The organism is Ruegeria atlantica (assembly GCF_947495585.1).
Classification (GTDB): domain Bacteria; phylum Pseudomonadota; class Alphaproteobacteria; order Rhodobacterales; family Rhodobacteraceae; genus Ruegeria; species Ruegeria atlantica_G.
The window spans coordinates 1-23,284 of sequence record NZ_CANLZK010000020.1; the positions used below are offsets into that span (position 1 = coordinate 1).

Genomic DNA, 23,284 nt, shown 5'->3' on the forward strand with positions numbered 1-23,284 from the left:
GAAGCCGAAGCCGAAGCCGAAGCCGAAGCCGAAGCCGAAGCCGAAGCCGAAGCCGAAGCCGAAGCCGAAGCCGAAGCGGCTGTGGAACTGACCCAGGAAGAGAACTCCACTCCGCCGGAAGAAGCGCATCGGGAAGAGCTGCAGCAGGAAGAAAAACGCAGTGGATTCGTCCCCGCTTTGCTCGGCGGTGTTATCGCGGCGGGAATCGGATTTGCAGCCGGCAGCGCGGGCTTGTTCGGATCTGGCGATACAGATGCGCTTACGACGCTTGAGGCGAAGCTCAACGATCAGTCCACCCGGATCGAGGCACTGACCAAATCCCTGTCCGACACATCTGGCGTCGACGGCAAGATTGCAGCGCTGACTGATCAGGTGACACCGATCACCTCCGACCTGAATACGCTCAAATCCAGTGTCGATGAGCTGGCGGGCAAGATTGATCCTTTGGCCAGCCGCCTAAGTAAAATTGAAAGCGACGCTCTGACCCAAGGCGCGTCCCCCGAAGCGTCGGCAGCCTTTGAGGCCGAACTGAAAAAATTACAGGACTCACTGGCGGCGCAGCGGGCCGAAGTAGAAAAAATGGTGTCGGACGCACAAACGCTTGAGGTGAAAGCCTCGGCAGAGGCTCTGGCAGCGACCAACGCGGCGATCCTGTCGCGCCTGCATGGTCAACTGGATGCTGGTCAGCCTTACGCAGACCTTGTCGCCGAACTGAAGGCAGGCGGCGTTGATGTGCCTGAGGCGCTATCGGGCCCCGCCGATAAGGGTGTGGCAAGCGTATCGACCTTGCGGGCATCGTTCTCGCCAGCTGCGCGAACCGCGTTGGCGGAAGCACGGGATGCGGACAAAGCCACCGGTCTGGTGGCGTTCCTGCAGCGACAGACCGGGGCGCGTTCGGTCACCCCACAAGATGGCGATGGTCCGGATGCGATCCTGTCTCGTGCCGAGTCGGCTCTGTCCAGTGGCGACGTCTCAACGGCCCTGACCGAACTTAAATCCCTGCCCGAAGCGGCGCAGGCAGCTATGACTGATTGGGAGCAGGCAGCCCAGGCGCGGGTTTCCGCAGTGGATGCCGCCTATGCGCTTCAGCCTAGCGTGAACTCGAACTGAAGGACCTGCCATGCTGTGGTCACTGTTTAAGATTCTAGTTTTTGTTGCGATTATCGGTCTTCTGGCCGTGGGTGCGGGTTCCCTCATGGAAACCAGCGGTGGTGTACAGATCACAGCCGGCGGGACGGAGTACACTCTGGGGCCGTTGCAATCGGTCATCGCGCTGGGCGTTCTGGTTTTTGCAGTTTGGCTTTTGTTCAAGCTGCTGACCCTGTTGATCGCCACGCTGAAGTTCCTCAACGGAGACGAAACCGCACTCTCGCGCTATTTCGACCGCAGTCGCGAGCAGCGTGGGTATCAAGCGTTGTCCGATGGTCTGATGGCGCTGGCCTCGGGTGAAGGGCGCGTGGCTTTGAACAAGGCTACCAAGGCAGAGCGGCTTTTGAACAAACCCGAGCTGACCAACCTGCTGGTGGCTCAGGCTGCCGAGATGAACGGTGACACCCAAAAGGCGGCTGACACCTACAAAAAGCTGGTGACGGACAATGCAACCCGCTTTGTCGGTGTGCGCGGTATCATGAAACAGAAACTGGCCGAAGGGGATGACGAAACCGCCCGCAAACTGGCCGAAAAAGCCTTGGCCATGAAGCCGCGCCATCTGGAAACACAGGACATTCTGCTGGGTCTGCAGACCAAGGCGCAGGATTGGGCAGGCGCGCGGTCGACACTGACAGCCAAGTTGAAATCCGGCCACCTGCCGCGCGACGTGTTCAAGCGCCGCGATGCTGTGCTGGCCCTGTCCGAGGCCAAGGGGATTCTGGACGAGAACGCCACGGTCGAGCAGCAAGAGCGCGCGATTGAGGCGAACCGCCTGTCTCCTGATCTGGTGCCGGCGGCCGCAATGGCAGCGCGTGCTTACATCGAAAAAGGCAAACCGCGCAATGCGACCAAAATCGTGAAGAAAGCGTGGGAGGTGCAGCCGCACCCCGACCTCGCCCATGTCTTTGCCGAGATTGCGCCGGATGAAACGCCACGTGAACGGATCAAACGCTTTACTGCGCTGACCCGCATTCACCCTGAGAATATGGAAACCCGTCTGATTTTGGCGGAGCTGAACATCGTGGCCGAAGACTTCCCCGAGGCGCGTCGCGCACTGGGCGATGTGGTCGAAAAGCAGGCGGATGCGCGCGGTTACACGTTGATGGCCGCTATTGAACGGGGCGAGGGGTCCTCGGACGCGGTAGTACAGGGTTGGCTGGCCAAGGCGCTGACTGCACCGCGCGGGCCACAATGGGTCTGCGACAATTGTCATGACATCCAACCCGAGTGGGCTCCGGTCTGTCAGAACTGCAGCAGCTTTGACACCCTCAGCTGGCAAACACCACAAACGCCGGAAATCGCAAGCGCGACGGGTGTCCATATGCTGCCTCTGATCGTTGGTGCGCTGGAAGACAGCAGCGAGCCGGAAGCTGAGGTCGAGGTTGAAGTGGAAGACGTCGAGGAACCGGGTGATCCCGAGATCATCGAATTGGATGTGGAACCAGCCCGCCCCGACGTCGAACCCGTGGTCGAGAAACAGGCCTGACGCGCTATTCCTCAGGCGAGTTCCTGACATAAGTCCAGCGGTACGTCGGAGGTGTGGGGCCTTTGTTGCGGCCACCTTGCTGCATTTGCTCCCACGCATGTGCCAGTATGCCGACTGACCGGGAGAGGCAAAACAAACCACGCGCAAGCGGTGGTTCAAACCCAAGCTCTGCGTAGATGACAGCCGTGGCTCCGTCGATGTTCATCGGGACGGGTTTGCCTTTGCGGCGTGCAAGCTCTGCCTCGATATCCAACGCGATTTTCCGGAAACGTCCGTCACTGGCACCGCGTTCTACTGCCTCACAGACCAGGGCCATCAATCGCGGTGCGCGAGGATCGGTGGGTGTGTGAAACCGGTGGCCGAAACCCGGCAGTATCTTTCCGTGGTCGTTGATCCAGTCGTCAATCGCTGCACCGATCCCGCCCGAATGCGACCCGACAAAGTGATACAGCTCAACCGCTTGCTCACCGGCGCCGCCGTGGATGTCGCCCAGCATGTTCACCGCGCTGGCCATTGCGTTGTTCAAAGGCAAACCGCAAGTTACAGCCATCCGGGCCGTCGCAATAGAAGGTGCCTGTGGTCCATGATCCACGGCGGCAACCAGGGCCGCTTCGAACAGATCTGCCTGTGCGGGTAACGGGCGGTTGCCGCGAACCAGAAACCAGATCATTTCAGCGAAACTGAGGTTGCCGATCAAGTCCTCGATGGGTTCACCGCGCAGGGCGATGCGTCCGGGTTCCATGTCAATGATGGATGTGCTCCACCAGTCGGAAACATCGCTCATATCACACCATCCTTGGCCAGTTCCTTGATCTCATTCGGCGACAAGCCAAGTTCGGACCAGATTGAATCGTTGTCCGCGCCCAATTCCGGCGGTGAGACTTTCGGCATATTTCGCTGCCCGTCCATCACCACAGGGCTGCCTGCCAGCTGCATGTCCTCTCCGTGCACGTGCAGAGATCCAATCAGCCCCCGGTCAGAGAGTTGTTCGTCCGCCAACGCCTCGGGGACTGTCAGCACTTGCCCCGTGGGTACGCCCAAGCCATTCAATTCGCTGACCCACTCGCTCGCGGGGCGCAATTTTAGGGACTTCTCCAGCTCATCCCGCAAAGCGTGGCGGTTTCGTTTGCGATCTTCGCGTGTTGTATAGTCAGGGTCATCCAACAGGTCCTCGCGGCCAAGATGCCGGGCGAGGGCTTGCCATTGTTCATCGCGATTGGCGGCGATATTGATCGGGCTGTCGGATGTGGCGAAGGTACCGGACGGTGCCGAGGTTGTGTTTTCATTGCCATGCGCGCCGGGCATCACACCGCCGACAAGGTAGTTGGACACAACCCATCCCATGGTCGAGATCACGGCCTCGGACATGGCAATATCCAGAAACGCGCCACGGGGATTTGCGTTCAATGCGGCACTCACCGCAAAGGCGGCCGTCAGCCCCCCGACCGTATCAGCCAGCGGATAGCCAACGCGGTAGGGTGCCGTGTCCGCCGCGCCGGTGATCGACATGACCCCGCTGATGCCCTGAACGATCTGGTCATAGGCAGGGTCGTCGCGGCGCGGACCGTCCTGCCCGAACCCGCTTATTGCACAATAGATCAAGGTAGGGTTTTCGGTACGCAGAACGTCATACCCCAGACCCAACCGATCCATCACGCCGGGCCGGAAGTTTTCAACTAGAACATCCGCCGTTTTCACAAGCTGCTTTAGCAGAGCTTTGCCCCGACTGGATTTCATATTCAGCGTGACCGATTTCTTCTGCGCGTTCTGCGCCAGAAAACTGACCCCCATACCAGCTTTGTTCCGGTCAGGATCAGCCCCAAGCACACGCGCCAGATCACCGCTATTGGGGCGTTCGACCTTGATCACCTCGGCCCCCATCAGGGCCAGTTGGTAACAACAATACGGGCCAGCAAGCACGTTTGTCAGATCAAGAATCCGAACACCCCTGAGCGGTTCAGTCCCCATCAGCCACACCAGCGGCCCGTGCCCGTGCACGACGTGCGCGGTAGCTGGGCAGCAGAACCAGCAGGACGGCAATGGCAAGCAGTCCCAGGGTCATCGGACGTTCCCAGATAAAGGCGATGCCATCATAGAGCTGCATCGAGCGCGAAAAGTTATCCTCCATCATGCCGCCAAGGATGAACCCGATCAGCAGGGGTGCCAGCGGATAGTCTGCGAACTTTAAGGCCGTTGCGCATACGCCGAAACCCACCAGGATCAGCAATTCGGTGGCATTGTTCTGCCCGATATAGGCCCCCATCAGTGTGAAGAACAAAATGAACGGGATCAAATAGTTGCGCGGAACGGCCAGCACTTTGGCGATGTAGGGGATCAGTGGCAGGTTCAGGATCAGCAGGACGAGGTTACCGATGAACATCGACATGATCACCGCCCAGAAGATCTGAGGCTCATCCAACATAAGACGTGGGCCCGGGGTGACGTTCAGGGCAATCAAGGCACCCAGCAGGATCGCGGTCGTTCCGGATCCAGGAATACCCAAAGTCAGCAGTGGCACAAACGATCCGGTGCAGGCCGCGTTGTTCGCCGACTCGGGCGCGGCCAGACCTTTGATTGAGCCTTTACCGAATTCCTCCTGCTCATCCTTGGGGGCAATGTTCCGTTCCACCGCGTAACCGAGGAAACTGGCGATTGTCGCTCCCGCGCCGGGCAGGACGCCAATAAAAAAGCCCTGTACCGATTGACGGCCGATGACCGGGGTGATGGCCTTTGCCTCGCCCTTGGTAATGCGCAAATCCTTGATCTTGCCGTCATCCCCTTTCAGGTCCTTGGGTTTAAGCACCAGGAACAACGCTTCGGGTAAGGCGAACATCGCCATTGCCAGGGTGATGAAGCCAAATCCGGATTGCAGGTCCATGATGCCCATTGTGAAACGCGGAAGATTGAACAGCGCCCCCTCTCCGACGGTGGCCATGATCAATCCCATGGTTGTCATGATGATGGCCTTGGCGACTTGCCCCGAACCGGCAAAGGCTGCGATGGCCGAAAGACCCACCACCATCAGTGCGAAGTATTCGGCTGAATGGAACAGCAGAGCGACCGAAGACAGTGCCGGAGCAAAGACCATCAGCAGGATTGCCCCTATCGTGCCGCCTGCGAAACTGGCGATTGCTGCGATGGTCAGGGCTTTGCCCGCCTTGCCCTGCCGGGCCATTGGGTAACCGTCAAAGCTTGAGGCCACGGTGCCCGCGACCCCCGGCGCATTCAGCAGAATGGACGACGTCGAGCCGCCGAAGATCGCGCCATAGTAAACGCCTGCCAACAGGATCAGTGCGGCGGATGGATCGCCCATCGAAATAGCAACCGGGATCATGATTGCAATGATCGACATTGGGCCCAGACCCGGAAGCATGCCGATAAACGTGCCGATCAGACATCCGGCAACGACCATTAGCAGGTTTTGAATTGAGAATGCCGTTTGCAGGCCGATCAGAAGTCCTTCTAGCATGTCAGCCTCCGAACACGCCCGGCAGGGGGCGCATATAAATTCCAAGAACTTCCTGAACCAGATACCAGACGGATCCGGTTGCCACGAACGCGACAGGCAGCATGATGTGCCACTTGCGTTCACCCAGAATGAAAGACCCGAGGATCAGGAAACTGGATGTCGCGATCAGAAAACCGACCGGGCGCAGGCACAGGGCATAGACAACCATGAGCACCAGAAGAGAAATTGCCTGACCCAGGTGATATTCCCCAAGTCTGCGGTAATCGATATCGGCCTCTTTGAATTCGCTCTTTTCAAAGCCAAGCAGGATGATCGAACACGCGACCACGCCCAGAATCGACAGCACCTTTGGAAACGTGCTGGGCCAAATCGGATTTCTCTGCATGAAAGGAGGAAGACTTCCGTCCATCGTGAACCAGGCGGTGTACCCATATGTCAGGCAAACACCCAGTAAAATAAGCGCGATCCAGCGATCCAGCGCCATAACGTCCCCTCCCCTGTATCTTGGTTTTTTTGGGACGGCAGAGCGACCAAACGCTCTGCCGTAGATTGCCTTAGAGGAAGCCCAGCTTCTTCATCAGGTCGCTGATCTGCTGTTCCTGACCTTCCAGAAACGCTTCGAAATCGGCACCCGAGTTGTGGATGTTGACCCAACCGTTACGGGCACGAACCTCTTCCCATTCGGGTGTGTCATACATCTTGGCGATGGCTTGCTGATAGGCAGCCAGCTTGTCCTCGGGCAGGCCGGGGGCAGCAAAGAATCCACGCCAGTTCACGAAAGTGGTGTCGATGCCCTGTTCCTTCATGGTCTGTGCGTCAGGTGCTGCATCGACCCGCTCTTCTGCGGTTACGCCAATGATTTTAACCTCACCCGCGTTGGCCAGATCGACAGCTTCGGAGAAACCGGTCGAAAGTGCGGCGATCTCACCCGACAACAGGGCAGCCATAGCTTTTCCGCCCGCATCATAAGGGATGTATTTTACGCCCAGCGCGTCCTTGCCTGCAGCTTCCATGACCATTGCGGCGACCAGATGGTCCATGCCGCCAGGTACCGAGCCGCCACCAATCGCGGTTGCGCCCGGGTCAGCGTCATAGGCGGCCAGCAGGTCCGCCATCGAGTTGATCGGGCTATCTTTGCCTACAACAATCGCTGCGTAGTCGCCGATTGTGCCCGAGACCAGTGTCAGGTCACGGAAGTTATGCGGGAACACACCGGTCAGCGAGCGGATCACGATGGGGGTCGAGTTGACCATCAGCGTGCCGTGGTTGCTGTCCGCGTTTTCAATCAGGAAGCCGATGGCTTTACCGCCGCCGCCGCCCGACATGTTCTCATAAGATGCTGTGCCGACCAGACCAGCATTGGTCAGGGCCTCGCCAGTTCCGCGGGCGGTACCGTCCCAGCCACCGCCGGCGCCGCCGGGGATCAGAAAGTGGATGCTGTCGACGACTTCTTCGGATGCGGCAGGTCCAACCAGACCAATTGCTGCAACAGCTGCGATCAGGGCCCGACGGCCCAGGTTAAATGTTGTCATTATGTCCTCCCATTTGACAACTGGCCGCTCAGCGGCACAGATTATCCTGCACCTAAACACGCCAACCTGACATCAACCTGTCATGCAAAAAGAAACTGATTTTCGCCCATGAAATTTCTGCTTGTCGAAGACAATCTCGACCTCGCGAACGCGATCAGTTCCCGCATGCAGCTGGATGGTCATGTTGTTGATCACGCAGCAAATTTAGAGGATGCGCGCGCCTTTGTTGCGACCGAAGAATACGACCTTATCCTGCTGGATATCATGTTACCCGATGGGGATGGCCGCGAGTTCCTAAGGCAGCACCGCGCAAGCCGTTTGGACACGCCGGTGATCGTTCTGACCGCGCGCAGTCAGGTTTCGGATCGAATCGGTTCGCTTGATCTGGGGGCAGATGACTACGTCACCAAGCCTTTCGATCATGCGGAACTTGAGGCCCGCTGCCGCGCTGTTCTGCGTCGGAAGTCCGGAAGCTCAAAGTCGACGATTGAAGTTGGCGGAATTATCTTTGATCCGGTTGCTGGTCATTTGACTGTCGATGGTGTCACGCTCTCCCTACGCAATCGCGAGTTGAGAATGATCGAGCTGTTCATAAACGCGCCGGGTCAGGTGTTTTCCAAGCAGAAGCTGGCGGATAGGTTGTTTTCTTATGATGACAACGTGTCGGACAACGCGATTGAGGTCTATGTCGGACGCCTGCGCAAGCATCTTGAAAAATCCGGCATGAAAATCACTACGTTGCGCGGGCTGGGATACAGGTTGGATCATGACGACTAGCCCAACCGTTTCGGGATCACTAAGAAATAGGCTGGTGTTGACGCTGATCGGCGGAGCGGCGGTCCTGGCGATCCTATTGTTCCTGACGGTGCGCAGTTATGCCGCAAAAGTCGCCCAACAGGGACAGGACGATATATTGGGGGCGTCCGTCTCGTCGATCCTTGATGCCGCAGCGCTTAGGGATGGTCAGCTTGAGGTGGACATCCCCTATGCCGCGTTTTCCATGCTCAGCACGCCGTCGGATGACCGGGTGTTCTATGCCATTTATCAGGATGGAGAATTCCTGTCCGGCTACGATGATCTGAGCCTCGCAGATGGCCCGATTGAAGGCAGATGGGCCTTTCAAACCGGTCAGGTCCGCGGCGAGCGTGTCCGTCAGGTCAGCGCCAGCCGAACGCTGGTCGGATTGGGCCGCCAGACCGAAATTGAGGTCGCGTTGGGGCAAACGCAGGACGCGTTATCCGACACGCTGGATCAGATTTCACGTAACGCAGCGTATTTGGGGATCGGGTTCTTTCTGCTGACCGCCGCGCTATCATTCTGGGTGACATCATCAACGATCGGCCAGTTGAACAAACTGACGACCTCGGTCACACGCAGAGGTCCGCAGGATCTAAGCCCGTTCAAGAAACCCGTGCCAAAAGAGATGGCACCGCTGGTGACGTCGCTGAATTCGCTCATGGGTCGTCTGGACCAATCGCTTAGCCAATCCGAGGACTTTATCGCCGAAGCCGCGCACCGGGTGCGAACACCTTTGGCGACGGTCAGGTCTTATGCCGAGGCAACACTTCACCGCGTGGAACGGGAAGACAACCGCGAGGCCTTGAAGGCCATGGTACGTGCCATCGACGAAAGCTCGCGCGCGGCAGGGCAGTTGCTGGATCACGCGATGATCACCTTCCGAGCGGATCATCTGGAACGAGAAGAGATTGATCTGGTCGTTCTGATCCGCGATCTGGTGCAGCGCCTGATCCCGATTGCCGAAATGAAGGAGCTGACGCTTTCATTGTCGGGTGAGCCCTCGGTTCCTTACTCGGGCGACTCGATCCTGATCCAAAATGCTGTGCGAAATATGGTCGATAACGCGATGAAATACGCACCATCTGACAGCGCTGTTGAGATCACGATCATCGCGCATCCCGAACCCCAGATCCAGGTGCGCGACTCGGGTCCCGGCTTTCCGCCCGATGAAATCGATACGCTGACGCGCCGGTTCGAACGGGGACAGAACGCGGTTGGGACCATCGGGTCCGGTCTGGGGTTGACGATCGCGCAGGATGTGGCAACGGCGCATGGGGGCGCGTTGATCCTAAAGAACCGGTCAAAGGGGGGCGCATGCGTTATCTTATCGCTTTAGTATTGTTGGCTGTTCCCTGCCTCGGGTGGGCCGACGACTGGGAAGACCGCCTGATCTTTAATGAAAGCGCCGAAGGTCCGCGCCTTCGTGTGATTTCCAGTACCGATACTGTCTTATTCGCGCCGGTGATCGAGGGGTTTGTTGCGGAGAATCCCCGGATTAGTGTCGAATACCTCGTTTCCGGTACCGCCGACATCAACCGTCGTGTCCGCGCAACGCCCGATGCCTTCGACGTGATCATTTCCAGCGCGATGGACCTGCAGTTGAAACTGGCAAATGACGGCTTTGCCCTGCCAATCGACGATGTCCCTGTACCACACTGGGCACAATGGCATCACAGCCTTTTTGCGTTCACTTCGGAACCCGCGACAATCGTGATCAACCGAACCGCGTTTGAAGGACAGCCCATCCCCCAGACACGGCAAAGCCTGATCGAGGCCTTGCGCAAACGACCGGAAGAATTTCGGGGCAAGGTCGGTACCTATGACGTGCGCCAGTCTGGTCTGGGATATCTGTTTGCAACCCAGGATGCGCGCGCGTCTGAGACGTATTGGCGCTTGATGGAGGTTATGGGCGGCCTGGATGTGCGGCTCTATTGCTGCTCGGGCGAAATGATCAATGACCTAGCGGATGGCTCGATCCTGGTTGCTTACAATGTTCTAGGCAGTTACGCCGCCGTCCGAGCCGAGGGCAAAGACGCCCTTGAGGTCGTGTTACCGTCTGATTTTCAAACAATTATGATGCGTACGGCAATGGTGTCGAAAGCCACGCCAGAACCCAAAGCAGCCGAGTTGCTGCTACGCTACCTCGTAACTGAGCGACCAGCTGTAGCCGAAGAGGCCAGCCCGCTTCCTCTTTTGCAGCAGAGTGATGGTTCAGACGGGCGCGAGACAATCGGTCTTGATCCTGCGTTACTGACCTTTCTTGACGGGTTGAAACGAACAAAGTTCCTTTCCGCATGGGAAGACGCCGTTATTCAGTAATATGACCGTCACCTATGCCCGGCGGGTCGGTAAAAACCGAAACCAGCGCCGATGCTGTTGGAATTCCTTTTCAACATCAATTGTCGCAATCAATTCCGTTTGCTAACGTCACCCACGCGTCGGGGAGGGCGTGTAAATCCAAATGTTGGACTATTCTCATAACGCTTGGCTTGTGGCGGCGTCTCTGGCTGTTGCGATGATGGCTGGATTCACAGGGCTTTATCTGACGCATGGGGCCTCAAAACTGGACGATCAGAAACGCAAACTGGTCGTGGCGTTGGCTGCGATCATTCTGGGTGGTGGCATCTGGTCGATGCATTTCGTGGCTATGCTGGGCCTGCAACTGCCGATCCTGTTTTACTACGATGCTTTGATCACCCTGATCTCAGCGCTGGTCGCGATCCTGATGGTTGGCCTTGCGCTGCTGATCCTGCATTTCCGTCCCCGCACGATGGGAACGATTGTCGGTGCGGGCGTGATCGTGGGTCTGGGGATTGTTGTTATGCACTACGTCGGCATGGCCGGGATGGAGCTGTGTCGCCCCGTTTACAATCTTTGGGACGTGGTGATTTCGACCCTGGCCTCGGTCGTTTTGTCGGTGCTGGCAATCTGGGTTGCCTATGACAACCGAACGCAGCGCAACATTCTGCTGGGAACGGTGTGTTTCGGGTTGGCGGTCTTCACCATGCATTTCGTCGCCACCGGCCTGACTGATTTTGTCGCAAGCGATACCGCCGGTCGCGCCGGACCTGCGCTAAACAATCAGGTGCTGGCGATGGGGGTCACGGTTTCCGTGTTCCTGATCTGTGGTGCATTCCTGCTAACGGGCATCACCTTCATCGAACCTGCGGCAGCAGAGGTATCGCCCAGCGCGTCGGAACCTGCCCGGGAGCCAGAGCCCACATTGCGGGCCGGGGTTCCATTTGAGCGGGAAGGACAAACCTTTTTCGCCCAGCCTTCCAATATCGCAGCCATCCGGGCTGAAGGGCATTACACCGTTCTCTATATCAACGCCGAGAAACTGTTTTGCCCGTGGTCCATTACCGAAGCTGAATCGCGCTTGGCGCCTGACGGGTTTTTGCGGGCTCATCGCAGTTATCTGGTGAATCCCAAACAGGTCTCGCGGTTCGAGAGGCACAAGGACAACGGCACCTGCTATTTCGATAGTGTCGATGCGCTAGCCAAGGTGCCGGTCAGCCGATCCCGCCTGACGGACATTCGCGAGGCGCTGGGCCTTTGATCGCAGCTCGTGCAGCGCATTCGCATTTCGTGAAATAAGCTGCGCTCTCCGTTTCCACTGGCTGGAACGGATGGCTTCAGCGTTCTTTCCTTACCGCAGGTCCCCCAAGGCATACCGCTTGGACCCAGGGAGGAAAAACATGATACCAGCCGGTTTTGAGTATCACCGGCCAGGCGATATCGCCTCGGCCATTGGCATTTTGCAGGAACACGGAGATGAGGCACGCGTGATCGCGGGCGGGCACAGCTTGATCCCGATGATGAAGCTGCGCATGGCCGAAATGGGCCATCTAGTCGATCTGCAAGCGATCGAGGAGCTCAAAGGCATCGAGATTGGTGCCGACACGGTTTCGCTTGGCGCAATGGTGACCCAGCATGAGCTGATCACTCATGACGGCTTGGCCACAGCCATTCCGTTGATCCGAGAGGCCGCGCTGCAGATTGCGGATCCTCAGGTGCGATATGTGGGAACTGTTGGTGGGAACGTCGCCAATGGTGATCCGGGCAATGATATGCCGGGGTTGATGCAATGCCTGAACGCGACGTTCGAACTGTCTGGCCCCGATGGCCGCCGCAGTGTCGCCGCGCGTGAGTTTTATGAGGCCGCTTACTTCACTGCGCGTGACGATGAAGAAATTTTGACCCGGATTTCGATCCCGGTGCCGGGCGCGGGTGTGGGTCAGGCCTATGAAAAGCAGAAACGCAAGATCGGCGATTACGCAACGGCCGCAGCTGCGGTGATGGTCGGCAATGGTCAGGCCTCGGTCGCGATGACCAATCTGGCGGACACACCCGTCTGGTCTGAAAGCGCAAGCAATGCGCTGGCGGATGGGGATGTCAGCGGTTGTGTCGCCGCGATGCTCGAAGCCATCGACCCGGTGGCCGACAATCGTGGCCCCGTCGAATTCAAGAAACACGTGGCCGCTGTGATGCTGCGCCGCGCCATCGAACGCGCGCAAAGCCGCGCGGGTTGAGGGGAGGAACAACGATGTCAAAAATGCACGTAAAACTCACAGTGAACGGCAAGCAGGTCGAAGGCCTGGCCGAGCCGCGCACGCTGTTGATCCATTTCCTGCGGGAAGATCTGAAAATCACAGGCCCGCATATCGGATGCGAAACCAGCCATTGCGGGGCCTGTACCGTGGATATCGACGGCAAGTCCGTGAAATCCTGCACGACCTTTGTGGCCCAAGTGAACGGGGCCGATATCACTACTGTCGAAGGGCTGACCAATGACGACGGCAGCCTCGGCGTTCTGCAAGAGATGTTCCGCGAACATCACGGGCTGCAATGCGGTTTCTGCACGCCGGGCATGATCACCCGCGCGCATCGTCTGCTGCAAGAAAACCCGAACCCGACCGAGGAAGACATCCGCTTTGGCATGTCCGGCAACCTGTGCCGCTGCACCGGATATCAGAACATCGTCAAGGCGATCGCGGCATCTGCCGACATGCTGAACGCTCAGAAGGAGGCTGCGGAATGAACGACCAGACTCTGACTCCCGAAGAACGCGTCGCCAATCTCAAAGGGATGGGCAGTTCGCGCAAACGCGTCGAAGATGTGCGCTTTACCCAGGGCAAGGGCAATTATGTCGATGACATCAAGATGGACGGGATGCTGTTTGGCGCCTTTGTCCGCTCTCCCTATGCCCATGCCCGCGTCGTCAGTGTGAACAAAGAGGCGGCGCTGGCGATACCTGGCGTTGTTGCGGTTCTGACCGCCGAAGACCTTGCGCCATTGGGATTGCATTGGATGCCGACGTTGGCGGGCGACAAGCAAATGGTGCTGGCCGATGGCAAGGTTCTGTTCCAGGGCCAGGAAGTTGCCTATGTCGTCGCTGAAAACCGCTATATCGCGGCGGATGCGGCCGAGCTGGTCGAAGTTGACTATGAAGAGCTGCCCGTTCTGACCGACCCGTTCGAGGCGCTGAAATCGGATGTCGTTCTGCGCGAAGACCTAGCAGGTCAGACCGAAGGCGCACATGGGCCGCGAAAGCATCACAATCATATCTTCACGTGGGAACAGGGAGACAAGGACGCGACCGAAGCGGTTCTGGGTGAGGCCGATGTCGTGGCCGAAGAGATGGTCTATTACCACCGCACGCATCCTTGCCCGTTGGAGACCTGCGGCTGTGTCGCGTCGATGGATAAGGTGACCGGCAAGCTGACGCTCTATGGCACGTTCCAGGCCCCGCACGCGATCCGTACCGTGGTATCGCTGATCTCGGGTCTGGCCGAGCACAATATCCGGGTAATCAGCCCCGATATCGGTGGTGGCTTTGGCAATAAGGTTGGCGCCTATGCGGGCTATGTCTGCTCGGTTGTCGCCTCGATTGTCACCGGCCAGCCAGTGAAATGGGTCGAGAACCGGATGGAAAACCTGATGTCCACCGCCTTTGCTCGTGATTACTGGATGCAGGGCAAGATCGCGGCGACCAAGGATGGCAAGATCACTGGTCTCTGGTGCCACACCACAGCGGATCATGGTGGATTTGACGCCTGTGCCGACCCCACCAAGTTTCCGGCCGGGTTCATGAACATCTGCACCGGGTCGTATGACATCCCCACCGCTTATCTGGCTGTGGATGGGGTTTACACCAACAAGGCACCGGGCGGTGTGGCCTATCGGTGTTCCTTCCGGGTGACCGAGGCTGCTTATTTCATCGAACGTATGATCGAGGTTCTGGCCATCAAGCTGAACATGGACGCGGCCGAACTGCGTCGGATCAACTTTATCCGCAAAGACCAGTTCCCGTATCAGTCCGCGCTGGGCTGGGAATATGACTCGGGCGATTATCACACTGCGTGGGATAAGGCCCTGAAGGCCGTGGACTATGAAGGTCTGCGGGCGGAACAGGCTCAGCGGATAGAGGACTTCAAAGCCGGAAAGACTCGCAAACTGCTGGGCATCGGCCTGACGCATTTCACAGAAATCGTCGGCGCCGGACCGGTCAAGAACTGCGATATCCTCGGGCTGGGCATGTTCGACTCGTGCGAAATCCGGATTCACCCGACGGGTTCCGCCATCGCGCGGCTGGGGACAATCAGCCAGGGTCAGGGCCACGCAACGACCTTTGCACAGATCATAGCCAGTGAGATTGGGCTGCCCGCCGACGATATCACGTTGGAGGAGGGAGACACTGACACCGCGCCCTATGGGCTTGGCACCTATGGGTCTCGTTCGACGCCGGTTGCCGGGGCTGCGACAGCTATGGCCGCGCGAAAAATCCGCGCCAAGGCGCAGATGATCGCGGCCTATCTGCTCGAGGTCCATGACAATGATGTCGAATGGGATGTCGATCGGTTCGCCGTCAAAGGCGCGCCTGAGCGGTTCAAGACCATGAAAGAGATCGCTTTTGCGGCCTACAATCAGGCGATTCCGGGGCTGGAACCCGGTCTGGAGGCCGTCAGCTACTATGACCCGCCAAATATGACTTACCCGTTCGGGGCCTATATCTGTGTCATGGAGATCGATGTGGATACCGGTGAATGGGACGTCCGGCAGTTCTATGCGCTGGATGATTGCGGCACCCGGATTAACCCGATGATCATCGAAGGGCAGGTCCATGGCGGCGTGACCGAAGCGTTGGCCATCGCGATGGGGCAGGAAATCGCCTATGACGAGATGGGCAACGTCAAGACCGCGACGCTGATGGACTTCTTCCTGCCTACGGCATGGGAGACGCCGAACTACACCACCGATCACACGGTCACGCCATCTCCGCACCACCCGATCGGTGCCAAGGGCGTGGGCGAGAGTCCGAATGTCGGCGGCGTGCCTGCGTTCTCGAACGCGGTGCATGATGCGTTCCGGCCCTTTGGGTTGGTGCAAAGCCATATGCCGCATGATCATTGGCGGATCTGGAAGATCGCCAACGGGTTGGGGATGCACGGGTAAACGGTTTCGAACCGGCTGTTGCCGGCCCGCCCGAACGGAGGGGGTAGAACCCCCTCCGAACCTCCCCCGGGATATTTTTGGTCAGATGAAGATTGGATCCTGGTTTTGACTTTGAGTGATGTTCAGAACGGATTGGCCGCGCAGGGCTATGTTTCCGATGACCGGTTGGCGATGGCGCTGCATTTGGCACAGCAACTTGGGCGGCCATTGTTGTTGGAAGGTCCTGCTGGCGTTGGAAAGACCGAAGTGGCAAAGGCCCTGGCCGCGTGGCAGGACGCCCGGCTGATCCGGCTGCAATGTTATGAAGGGCTCGATGCCAGTCATGCCATTTATGAATGGAACTATCAGCGTCAGCTTCTGGCGATCCGAGCGAGCGAGGCACAGGGTGGAACGAGCGAAGCACAGCTTTTCTCAGATGAATATCTGCTAAAACGACCTTTGTTGGAGGCAATTTCACAAGATGCCCCTCCGGTTCTGCTAATTGATGAAATTGACCGGGCCGACGAAGAATTCGAAGCGTATCTGTTGGAAATCCTCTCGGATTTTCAAATCACAATTCCCGAACTGGGTACAATCCCGGCGCGTTCAAAGCCCATCGTTATTTTGACGGCGAATGGCACGCGGGACTTGTCCGATGCATTGCGCCGCCGGTGTCTGTACAGTTTCCTCGACTACCCATCGCGTGAAACCGAAATGGCGATCCTGAAAGCCCGCATGCCTCAAGTTGAAGGGCAGTTGGCGCGCCAGATTGTTGGCGTTGTGCAGGCTTTGCGCAAAGAAGACTTGGAGAAGAATCCGGGCATTGCCGAGATGCTGGACTGGGCGGCAGCCCTTTCAGGATTGGGTGTCAACGACATGGCGCAGTCCCGCGAAGAGGTTCAGGCGACTCTTGTCTGTCTTCTGAAAACCGCAGCCGATTATGACGCGGCCCCGCCTGAAGTGATGGATCGCCTGATTGGAAAGGTGGCGTGATGCAGGTCACCCGGTTCCCTTCTCGTGCCTCTGGTCTGGCGGATCGCATGTCTGGCTTCATTGCACATTTGCGGATGAACGGGATGCGCGTCGGACCGGCTGAGACCGGGGATGCATTGGCGGTGCTGGCGGAAGTAGAGGCGACGGATTTGCCGCAGGCCAGACAGGCGCTGTGTGTCTTGTTGGCGGGTGACGCAGAGGACTGGCGACGGTTTGATGATCTTTTCGATGCATATTGGCTAAATGCAGGGAAACAACGGACCGGAGTGGCGCAAACCGCGCATGTTCGGGTGCAATCCGCCAAGCCGATGATCTGGCAGCAAGAAAGCCATGACATTCAGGAGTCCAGTTCCGATTCGGATCAGGACGCAACCCCTGATGCCGGCGACGGGGAGGCCGTGGGGAGAGACGGTAAGCTGATTGCGACCCGAACGGCCAACCTGTCGCGTCGGGATTTGCGTGAACTGATGGATGAAGACGCACTGAAGCAGGCCGAACAAGCGGCGACAGCGCTGGCGCGCGCCATCCGCGACCGCCGCTCGCGCCGGCGGAAAAAAGCGCTAAAGGGGCCTGCTCTGGACATGCGCCGAATACAGCGCGCTAGCCTTGCACGGGGCGGTGAGCCGATGGAACTGTATCGTCGCGCCCGCCCACCGCGTCCGATGCGGATCGTTGCACTGTGCGATGTAAGCGGATCAATGACTGTATACTCGCGCGTCTTTCTGGCTTTCCTGAAAGGCTTGATTGGCACAGGAACCGAAGCGGACGCATATTTGTTCCATACGCGCTTGATGCGCGTCACGGATGCGTTGCGCGACCACGATTCACTGCGCGCAGCAGGGCGGTTGTCGCTGATGGCCGAAGGGTTTGGCGGGGGCACGGATATCTCGGGCAGTCTTGAGCATTTTCTGAATGGGTATGGCGCGCGCGCACTGAACGGTCGGACCATCGTACTGATCCTGTCTGACGGGTATTGCAGCTCGGACCCGCAAGCGCTGGGCGTTGTATTGGCCCGGATTCGACGCAAGGCCCGGCGGATCGTCTGGCTGAACCCGCTGAAGGGCTGGCACGAATACCAGCCCATTGCCGCCGCAATGCAGGCAGCTGAGCCGTATCTGGACGCGCACCTGCCCGCAAATACGCTTGAGGCGCTGGCGGCGCTGGAACCGCAATTCCGTAAGCTGTGAAAGGAGCCCACATGGCAAGCTTCGACATATTCGACACGATTGAGCAGCTGCGCAAAACTGATGAAGCCTTTTGCGTGGCCACGGTGTTGCGGACTGCGGATGCAACTTCGGCGAAAGCCGGGGGCAAGGCTGCGATTACAAAAGATGGACGGATCCTGGGCCATTTGGGCGGGGGCTGCGTTCAACGTGCGGTTCGATCCTCGGCCCAGCAGGCGTTGGCCAGTGGTTCGCCGCAAATGATCCGGGTCAAACCTTCGGAAAAGGTGGTGAACATGGCCGATCCTGATGGCATTCAGACGTTCAAAAGCGGTTGCCCGTCCGGCGGCACTGTCGATCTGCTTGTCGAGCCGTATCAGCACGCACCGCGATTGGTGATTTTTGGCGAGTCGCTGATTGCAGAGGCACTGGCAGTCCATGGGGCACTGGCTGGGTTTCGCGTGTGTCTCAGTGACGCGTCAGAGACAGAAGGTGACTTTCAACGGTTCACTCTGGATTCCGTCCAAAACCTAGGGGTTGAGCCGCGGGACTTCGTTGTCGTGGCTTCGCAAGGACAGGGCGATGCCGCCGCCCTGGCCGCCGCTCTGCAAACGGACGCCAAGCGGGTGTCGATGGTGGCCAGCCATCGCAAGGCCGAAACGCTGGTGGCCAAGCTGATATCGCAAGGTTTGGACCCGATACGAGCTGCGCGGCTGAAGTCACCGGCAGGTCTGAACATCCACGCGATCGACCCGCATGAGATCGCCGTGTCGATCCTGGCTGAAATTGTGCTTTGGCGAAACAGTGACAAATCCAAAACAGAGTCCCATGATGAGAAACGTGCTTAAACGCCTGAGGTCCCTGTGGCCCGCGCGTCCCGAACAAACTCCGGAAGAGGCGACAGAGACCGCGCTTCTGGTATATCCAAGATGCTGTTGAACAAAGGAAAGTTGAATGGAACTGAGTGACGAAGTCCGCATCTCTGCGCCGCGGGATGTGGTATACAAGGCTCTGAATAATCCCGAAATCCTGCAGGAATGCATCCCAGGGTGCGAAGAGCTGATCCAAAATTCACCCGAAGATCTGGAAGCCAAGGTGGTCTTGAAGATCGGCCCCGTCAAAGCCCGGTTTGCGGGCGCTGTGACGCTGGACACTGCCAATGCACCGGACGAGTTTTCCTTGACCGGGGAAGGCAAGGGCGGTGCCGCCGGATTTGCCAAGGGTGGTGCAGACGTGACGCTGACTGAAGATGGGGACGAAACCGTTCTGGCTTATACAGCCAAGGTCGAGGTTGGTGGAAAAATCGCCCAGCTGGGCAGCCGCCTAATCGCTGGTACGGCGAAAAAGCTGTCGGGCAAATTTTTTACCCGGTTTGGCGAAGTTGTTTCAGAACAATCCGTCACTTAAGGCGCGTGACAGGGCCGGTGAATGGACCGGCCCGCGTCAGATCACATCCCACGGAAACTCAATTCCGGTAAGAGAATATCAGTGGTTTGATTTTAAGGAGATTTGGTGCCCAGGAGAGGACTCGAACCTCCACGTCCATACGGACACTAGCACCTGAAGCTAGCGCGTCTACCAATTCCGCCACCTGGGCAGGTGTCGTGGAGGGGCGTTTAAGCCCACTGGCTGGAAGGGTCAACCAGATTCGGGAAGATTTTTGAAAGTTTTTTCCTCGCTTCCAAATTCAGCTTGAATTGGTTGGTCTTTTCACTGACGCGCGGCGTTATTGCGCCTTGTTTGACAAGCCTCAGAGCGCTAGATCGAAAGAGGACCCACAAGCAGGAGCCCTCTCATGTCTAAAATGGTCACGATTTATGGCGGATCGGGATTTGTCGGCCGGTATATTACGCGGCGCATGGCAAATGAAGGGTGGCGTGTCCGGGTGGCGGTTCGGCGTCCGAATGAGGCGATGTTCGTCAGACCCTACGGTGTCGTTGGCCAGGTCGAACCCATTTTGTGCAATGTCCGTGATGATGCCTCGGTCGCGGCTGCGATGCACGGGGCAGACGCGGTGGTGAATTGCGTCGGTGTTCTGAACGAACTTGGGAAGAACGCTTTTGACGCCGTGCAGGCCGATGGGGCCGAGCGGATCGCGCGTTTGGCGGCCGAACAGGGCATTTCCCGGATGGTTCATATCTCAGCCATCGGAGCGGACGCCGGGTCCGACAGCGAATATTCGCGAACCAAGGCGCATGGTGAGGCCGGTGTGCTGACCCATATGCCAGATGCAATTATTCTGCGGCCGTCTGTGATTTTCGGAACCGAAGATCAGTTCTTTAATCGTTTTGCCGGGATGACCCGGATGGGACCTTTCCTGCCGCTGGTCGGAGCCGAAACCAAGTTCCAGCCGGTCTATGTGGATGATGTGGCCAAGGCCGCTGTTCAGGGCGTCCTGGGCCAAGCTGAAGCCGGTGTGTATGAGCTGGGCGGACCCGAGGTGAAAACCTTCCGCGCACTGATGCAGCAGATGCTTGATGTGATCCACCGACGCCGAGTGATCATCGGAATGCCCTTCTTTGTGGCCCGCATAATGGCGGGCGTGTTGGACATCTTGAAGTTCGTCAGCTTCCAACTGTTCCCGAACCACATCCTGACGCGCGATCAGCTGAAGAACCTCCGCCGCGACAATGTTGTGTCCGAAGGGGCCAAGGGGTTCGCGGATCTTGGGATTGAGCCAGCCACACTGGAATCGGTGCTGCCAGATTACCTTTGGAAGTTTCGCCCATCGGGTCAGTACGACGACATTCAGAACTCGGCCAACAATCTGCGGACCTGATCAGCTATAGGCGATTACAAGCAGGATGGCGCCCAGGATCACGCGGTAGATGACATAAGGTGTAAAGCTGACACTACGCAACAGGCGCATCATCAGGGCCAGGGCCAGCAGAGCTGAAATAAAAGCAAAGAATGCCGCGATTGCCCCATCTCGGGCCAATTGGGCGTCTGCTTCGCGGATCACGTCTACCGACAACAAAACGCCTGAGGCAATAATGGTCGGGATCGACATCAACATCGCGATCCGCGCGCCATCCTCTCGCGTATAGCCCAGTTGGCGCGCGCCGGTGATCGTAATGCCTGATCGGGATGTTCCGGGTATCAGGGCGAGAACCTGCCACAGCCCCATGATCAACGCATCGCGCAGACCCCATTCGCTTGCTTCTTTGGTCTGCGGCCCTTTTTGATCGGCCCAATACAGGACAAGGCCAAAAACCAGCATGGTCCAGCCAATGACCGCCATTGACCGGAAGGCCTCGATCAGGCCGGTTTTGAACAGGATAGCCCCGACAATCACGGTGGGAATTGTGGCGATGATCAGACCCATGGCCAGTTGCGCCTGTGGTGTGTCGGCCCGTCCGGTCAACGCCCGCGGCAGCCCGGAGACGGCCTGTTTCACATCGGACCAGAAATACAGAATCACAGCGCCTAAAGTGCCCACATGCACGGCCACGTCGATGGCCAGGCCTTGATCGTCCAACCCGGTCAGGCTGGGTAGCAGTATCAAATGACCAGATGAAGAGATCGGCAAAAACTCAGTGATACCCTGAATAATCGCCGCGAGAATCAATTGAAAAAGACCCATCTGCCCTGCCGTGTTGTGGTCACGTCCTTGTTTGCTCAATGGGTATAAGTGCGCTGTCGAAAAGGAAAGCATGCATATAGGTCCGAAACGGAACTAAAAATCATGTTAAATTTCAAACCGCCATCAAAATCCCCGCCAAAATTCCAAATTAGGTCAGTACAGTTGACTTTTCATCCGTTCTCGCATCTCTTAAAGAGACGTGACCAAGCCAATTCATGGAGTTTGACCCGTGGCCAAGCAACCGATGCTGAAATTTGTGCAGATCGACCGCGTCATGCCCGAAAAGCGTGCTGCCGATGACCGAAGAGAAGATTTTGATGAAATCTACGCCGAATTTGCAGCAGAAAAAGCCAAGGAGCAAGCCAGCCGATGCAGTCAGTGCGGCGTTCCATACTGTCAGTCGCATTGCCCGCTGCACAACAATATCCCTGACTGGCTGCATCTGACCGCGACAGGACGTCTGGAAGAGGCCTATCAAACCAGTCAGGCCACCAACACATTCCCCGAGATTTGTGGCCGAATCTGCCCGCAGGATCGCCTGTGCGAGGGCAACTGCGTGATCGAGCAATCGGGCCACGGCACGGTCACTATTGGAACGATTGAGAAGTACATTACCGACACCGCCTGGGACAAAGGCTGGGTGAAACCCACCGCTCCGTGTGCCGAGCGCAGCGAAAGCGTTGGCATCATCGGTGGCGGCCCCGGCGGCCTGGCTGCGGCGGACATGCTGCGTCGGACGGGCATTCAGGTCACCGTCTATGATCGTTATGATCGCGCAGGTGGTCTGCTGATGTACGGTATTCCCGGCTTTAAGCTGGAAAAAGACATCGTTCAGCGTCGAAATGACCTGCTGGCCGATGGCGGGGTCGAGTTTGTGCTGAACTGCGATGTGGACGCCGCCAAGTTCGAAGAAATTCGCTCCAAGCATGATGCGGTGATCATTGCGACAGGCGTGTACAAATCGCGCGATCTGTCCATGCCCGGCAGCGGTCTGGCTGGAATCGAAAAAGCCATCGATTTCCTGACTGCCTCGAATCGCAAAAGTTTTGGTGATGACGTCGAAGATTTCGACAATGGCCGCTTGAATGCCGAAGGCAAGAAGGTGGTCGTTATTGGTGGCGGTGATACCGCTATGGATTGCGTGCGGACCTCGATCCGGCAAGGCGCCACGTCGGTCAAATGCCTCTACCGCCGTGACCGGGCGAACATGCCGGGGTCGCAGCGCGAAACCCAAAATGCCGAGGAAGAGGGCGTGGTGTTTGAATGGCTGAGTGCGCCCAAAGGCTTTACCGGCGACGACACCGTTGCAGGCGTGATGGTGCAGAAGATGCGTCTGGGTCAGCCCGATGCGACCGGCCGTCAAGCGCCAGAAGTGATCGAAGGCGCGGATTATGTCGAAGATGCCGATCTGGTGATTAAGGCGCTGGGCTTTGAGCCTGAAGACCTGCCCACCCTGTTCGGCCAGCCCGACTTGCCCGTCACCCGTTGGGGCACCGTCAAGGCCGCGTTCGAGACCGGCGCGACCGAGATGGACGGAGTCTATGCCATTGGTGACATCGTGCGCGGTGCGTCTCTGGTGGTATGGGCCATTCGTGACGGTCGTGACTGCGCTGATGCGATTATTGATCGCTTCAATGCCAAGGCTGCCATCGCAGCCGAATAACCCTAGCCCAGCGA

The 23,284-nt window shown here is 58.1% G+C and carries 21 protein-coding genes and 1 tRNA gene; 15 read left to right on the plus strand and 7 right to left on the minus strand.

What is annotated here, in order from left to right:
- A partial coding sequence (locus QMP16_RS21630) for a COG4223 family protein (protein WP_282154084.1) occupies positions 1-1,110 on the plus strand: 1,110 nt, incomplete at its 5' end.
- Positions 1,111-1,120: 10 nt separating this feature from the next.
- The gene (locus tag QMP16_RS21635; protein WP_282154085.1) at positions 1,121-2,635 is read left to right on the plus strand and encodes a heme biosynthesis protein HemY; all 1,515 of its coding nucleotides are present in this window, start codon (positions 1,121-1,123) and stop codon (positions 2,633-2,635) included.
- Between the two features lie 4 nt (positions 2,636-2,639).
- Here the strand turns inward: QMP16_RS21635 and QMP16_RS21640 are convergent, their stop codons facing one another.
- From QMP16_RS21640 to QMP16_RS21660, 5 genes are all read right to left on the minus strand, one after another.
- Positions 2,640-3,419 (minus strand): citryl-CoA lyase, encoded by a 780-nt coding sequence (locus tag QMP16_RS21640; RefSeq protein ID WP_282154086.1) that lies wholly within the window; start codon positions 3,417-3,419, stop codon positions 2,640-2,642.
- Positions 3,416-4,603 carry a CaiB/BaiF CoA transferase family protein gene (locus QMP16_RS21645; RefSeq protein WP_282154087.1) on the minus strand — a complete coding sequence of 396 codons (1,188 nt, stop codon included), beginning with the start codon at positions 4,601-4,603 and terminating at the stop codon, positions 3,416-3,418. Before QMP16_RS21645 ends, QMP16_RS21640 begins: the two co-directional genes overlap by 4 nt.
- Positions 4,593-6,104, minus strand: a complete 1,512-nt coding sequence (locus QMP16_RS21650) for a tripartite tricarboxylate transporter permease (RefSeq protein ID WP_282154088.1) — start codon at positions 6,102-6,104, stop codon at positions 4,593-4,595. The genes QMP16_RS21645 and QMP16_RS21650 overlap by 11 nt, the downstream gene beginning before the upstream one ends.
- Before the next feature lies 1 nt (position 6,105).
- Positions 6,106-6,588: a tripartite tricarboxylate transporter TctB family protein gene (locus QMP16_RS21655; protein ID WP_282154089.1), complete on the minus strand. Its 483-nt coding sequence runs from the start codon at positions 6,586-6,588 to the stop codon at positions 6,106-6,108.
- A 70-nt stretch (positions 6,589-6,658) separates the two neighbouring features.
- Complete coding sequence (locus tag QMP16_RS21660) at positions 6,659-7,636, minus strand: tripartite tricarboxylate transporter substrate binding protein (protein WP_058275185.1); 978 nt, start codon at positions 7,634-7,636, stop codon at positions 6,659-6,661.
- Between the two features lie 108 nt (positions 7,637-7,744).
- On the opposite strand from QMP16_RS21660, the gene QMP16_RS21665 reads away from it, so the two are divergent.
- From QMP16_RS21665 to QMP16_RS21715, 11 genes are all read left to right on the plus strand, one after another.
- A complete protein-coding gene (locus QMP16_RS21665; protein WP_282154090.1) occupies positions 7,745-8,413 on the plus strand; it encodes a response regulator transcription factor in 669 nt (222 codons plus the stop codon).
- Positions 8,403-9,770, plus strand: coding sequence for a sensor histidine kinase (locus QMP16_RS21670; protein ID WP_282154091.1), 1,368 nt, complete (start codon positions 8,403-8,405; stop codon positions 9,768-9,770). The genes QMP16_RS21665 and QMP16_RS21670 overlap by 11 nt, the downstream gene beginning before the upstream one ends.
- Positions 9,749-10,753, plus strand: a complete 1,005-nt coding sequence (locus tag QMP16_RS21675; protein ID WP_282154092.1) for an ABC transporter substrate-binding protein — start codon at positions 9,749-9,751, stop codon at positions 10,751-10,753. Before QMP16_RS21670 ends, QMP16_RS21675 begins: the two co-directional genes overlap by 22 nt.
- Positions 10,754-10,895: 142 nt before the next feature.
- A complete protein-coding gene (locus tag QMP16_RS21680) occupies positions 10,896-11,993 on the plus strand; it encodes an MHYT domain-containing protein (RefSeq protein WP_282154093.1) in 1,098 nt (365 codons plus the stop codon).
- Positions 11,994-12,132: 139 nt separating this feature from the next.
- The gene (locus QMP16_RS21685) at positions 12,133-12,966 is read left to right on the plus strand and encodes an FAD binding domain-containing protein (protein ID WP_282154094.1); all 834 of its coding nucleotides are present in this window, start codon (positions 12,133-12,135) and stop codon (positions 12,964-12,966) included.
- A gap of 14 nt (positions 12,967-12,980) precedes the next feature.
- Positions 12,981-13,475, plus strand: a complete 495-nt coding sequence (locus tag QMP16_RS21690) for a (2Fe-2S)-binding protein (protein WP_109313028.1) — start codon at positions 12,981-12,983, stop codon at positions 13,473-13,475.
- Positions 13,472-15,889 carry an aerobic carbon-monoxide dehydrogenase large subunit gene (locus QMP16_RS21695; protein ID WP_282154095.1) on the plus strand — a complete coding sequence of 806 codons (2,418 nt, stop codon included), beginning with the start codon at positions 13,472-13,474 and terminating at the stop codon, positions 15,887-15,889. Before QMP16_RS21690 ends, QMP16_RS21695 begins: the two co-directional genes overlap by 4 nt.
- A 105-nt stretch (positions 15,890-15,994) precedes the next feature.
- Positions 15,995-16,861 (plus strand): AAA family ATPase, encoded by an 867-nt coding sequence (locus tag QMP16_RS21700; protein WP_282154096.1) that lies wholly within the window; start codon positions 15,995-15,997, stop codon positions 16,859-16,861.
- Entirely contained in the window at positions 16,861-18,048 is a 1,188-nt protein-coding gene (locus QMP16_RS21705; protein WP_282154097.1) for a vWA domain-containing protein, read from the plus strand. Before QMP16_RS21700 ends, QMP16_RS21705 begins: the two co-directional genes overlap by 1 nt.
- Before the next feature lie 11 nt (positions 18,049-18,059).
- Positions 18,060-18,872, plus strand: coding sequence for an XdhC family protein (locus QMP16_RS21710; RefSeq protein ID WP_282121213.1), 813 nt, complete (start codon positions 18,060-18,062; stop codon positions 18,870-18,872).
- A gap of 106 nt (positions 18,873-18,978) precedes the next feature.
- Positions 18,979-19,431, plus strand: coding sequence for an SRPBCC family protein (locus QMP16_RS21715; RefSeq protein WP_058279316.1), 453 nt, complete (start codon positions 18,979-18,981; stop codon positions 19,429-19,431).
- A gap of 103 nt (positions 19,432-19,534) precedes the next feature.
- Here the strand turns inward: QMP16_RS21715 and QMP16_RS21720 are convergent.
- Positions 19,535-19,621 (minus strand) — tRNA-Leu (locus QMP16_RS21720).
- A gap of 198 nt (positions 19,622-19,819) precedes the next feature.
- On the opposite strand from QMP16_RS21720, the gene QMP16_RS21725 reads away from it, so the two are divergent.
- Positions 19,820-20,803 (plus strand): complex I NDUFA9 subunit family protein, encoded by a 984-nt coding sequence (locus QMP16_RS21725; RefSeq protein ID WP_282154098.1) that lies wholly within the window; start codon positions 19,820-19,822, stop codon positions 20,801-20,803.
- Here the strand turns inward: QMP16_RS21725 and QMP16_RS21730 are convergent, their stop codons facing one another.
- A complete protein-coding gene (locus tag QMP16_RS21730) occupies positions 20,804-21,607 on the minus strand; it encodes an undecaprenyl-diphosphate phosphatase (protein WP_282154120.1) in 804 nt (267 codons plus the stop codon).
- Between the two features lie 229 nt (positions 21,608-21,836).
- Here QMP16_RS21730 and QMP16_RS21735 point away from each other — a divergent pair, with 229 nt between their 5' ends.
- Positions 21,837-23,270 (plus strand): NAD(P)-dependent oxidoreductase, encoded by a 1,434-nt coding sequence (locus QMP16_RS21735; RefSeq protein WP_282154099.1) that lies wholly within the window; start codon positions 21,837-21,839, stop codon positions 23,268-23,270.
- Positions 23,271-23,284 lie beyond the last annotated feature (14 nt).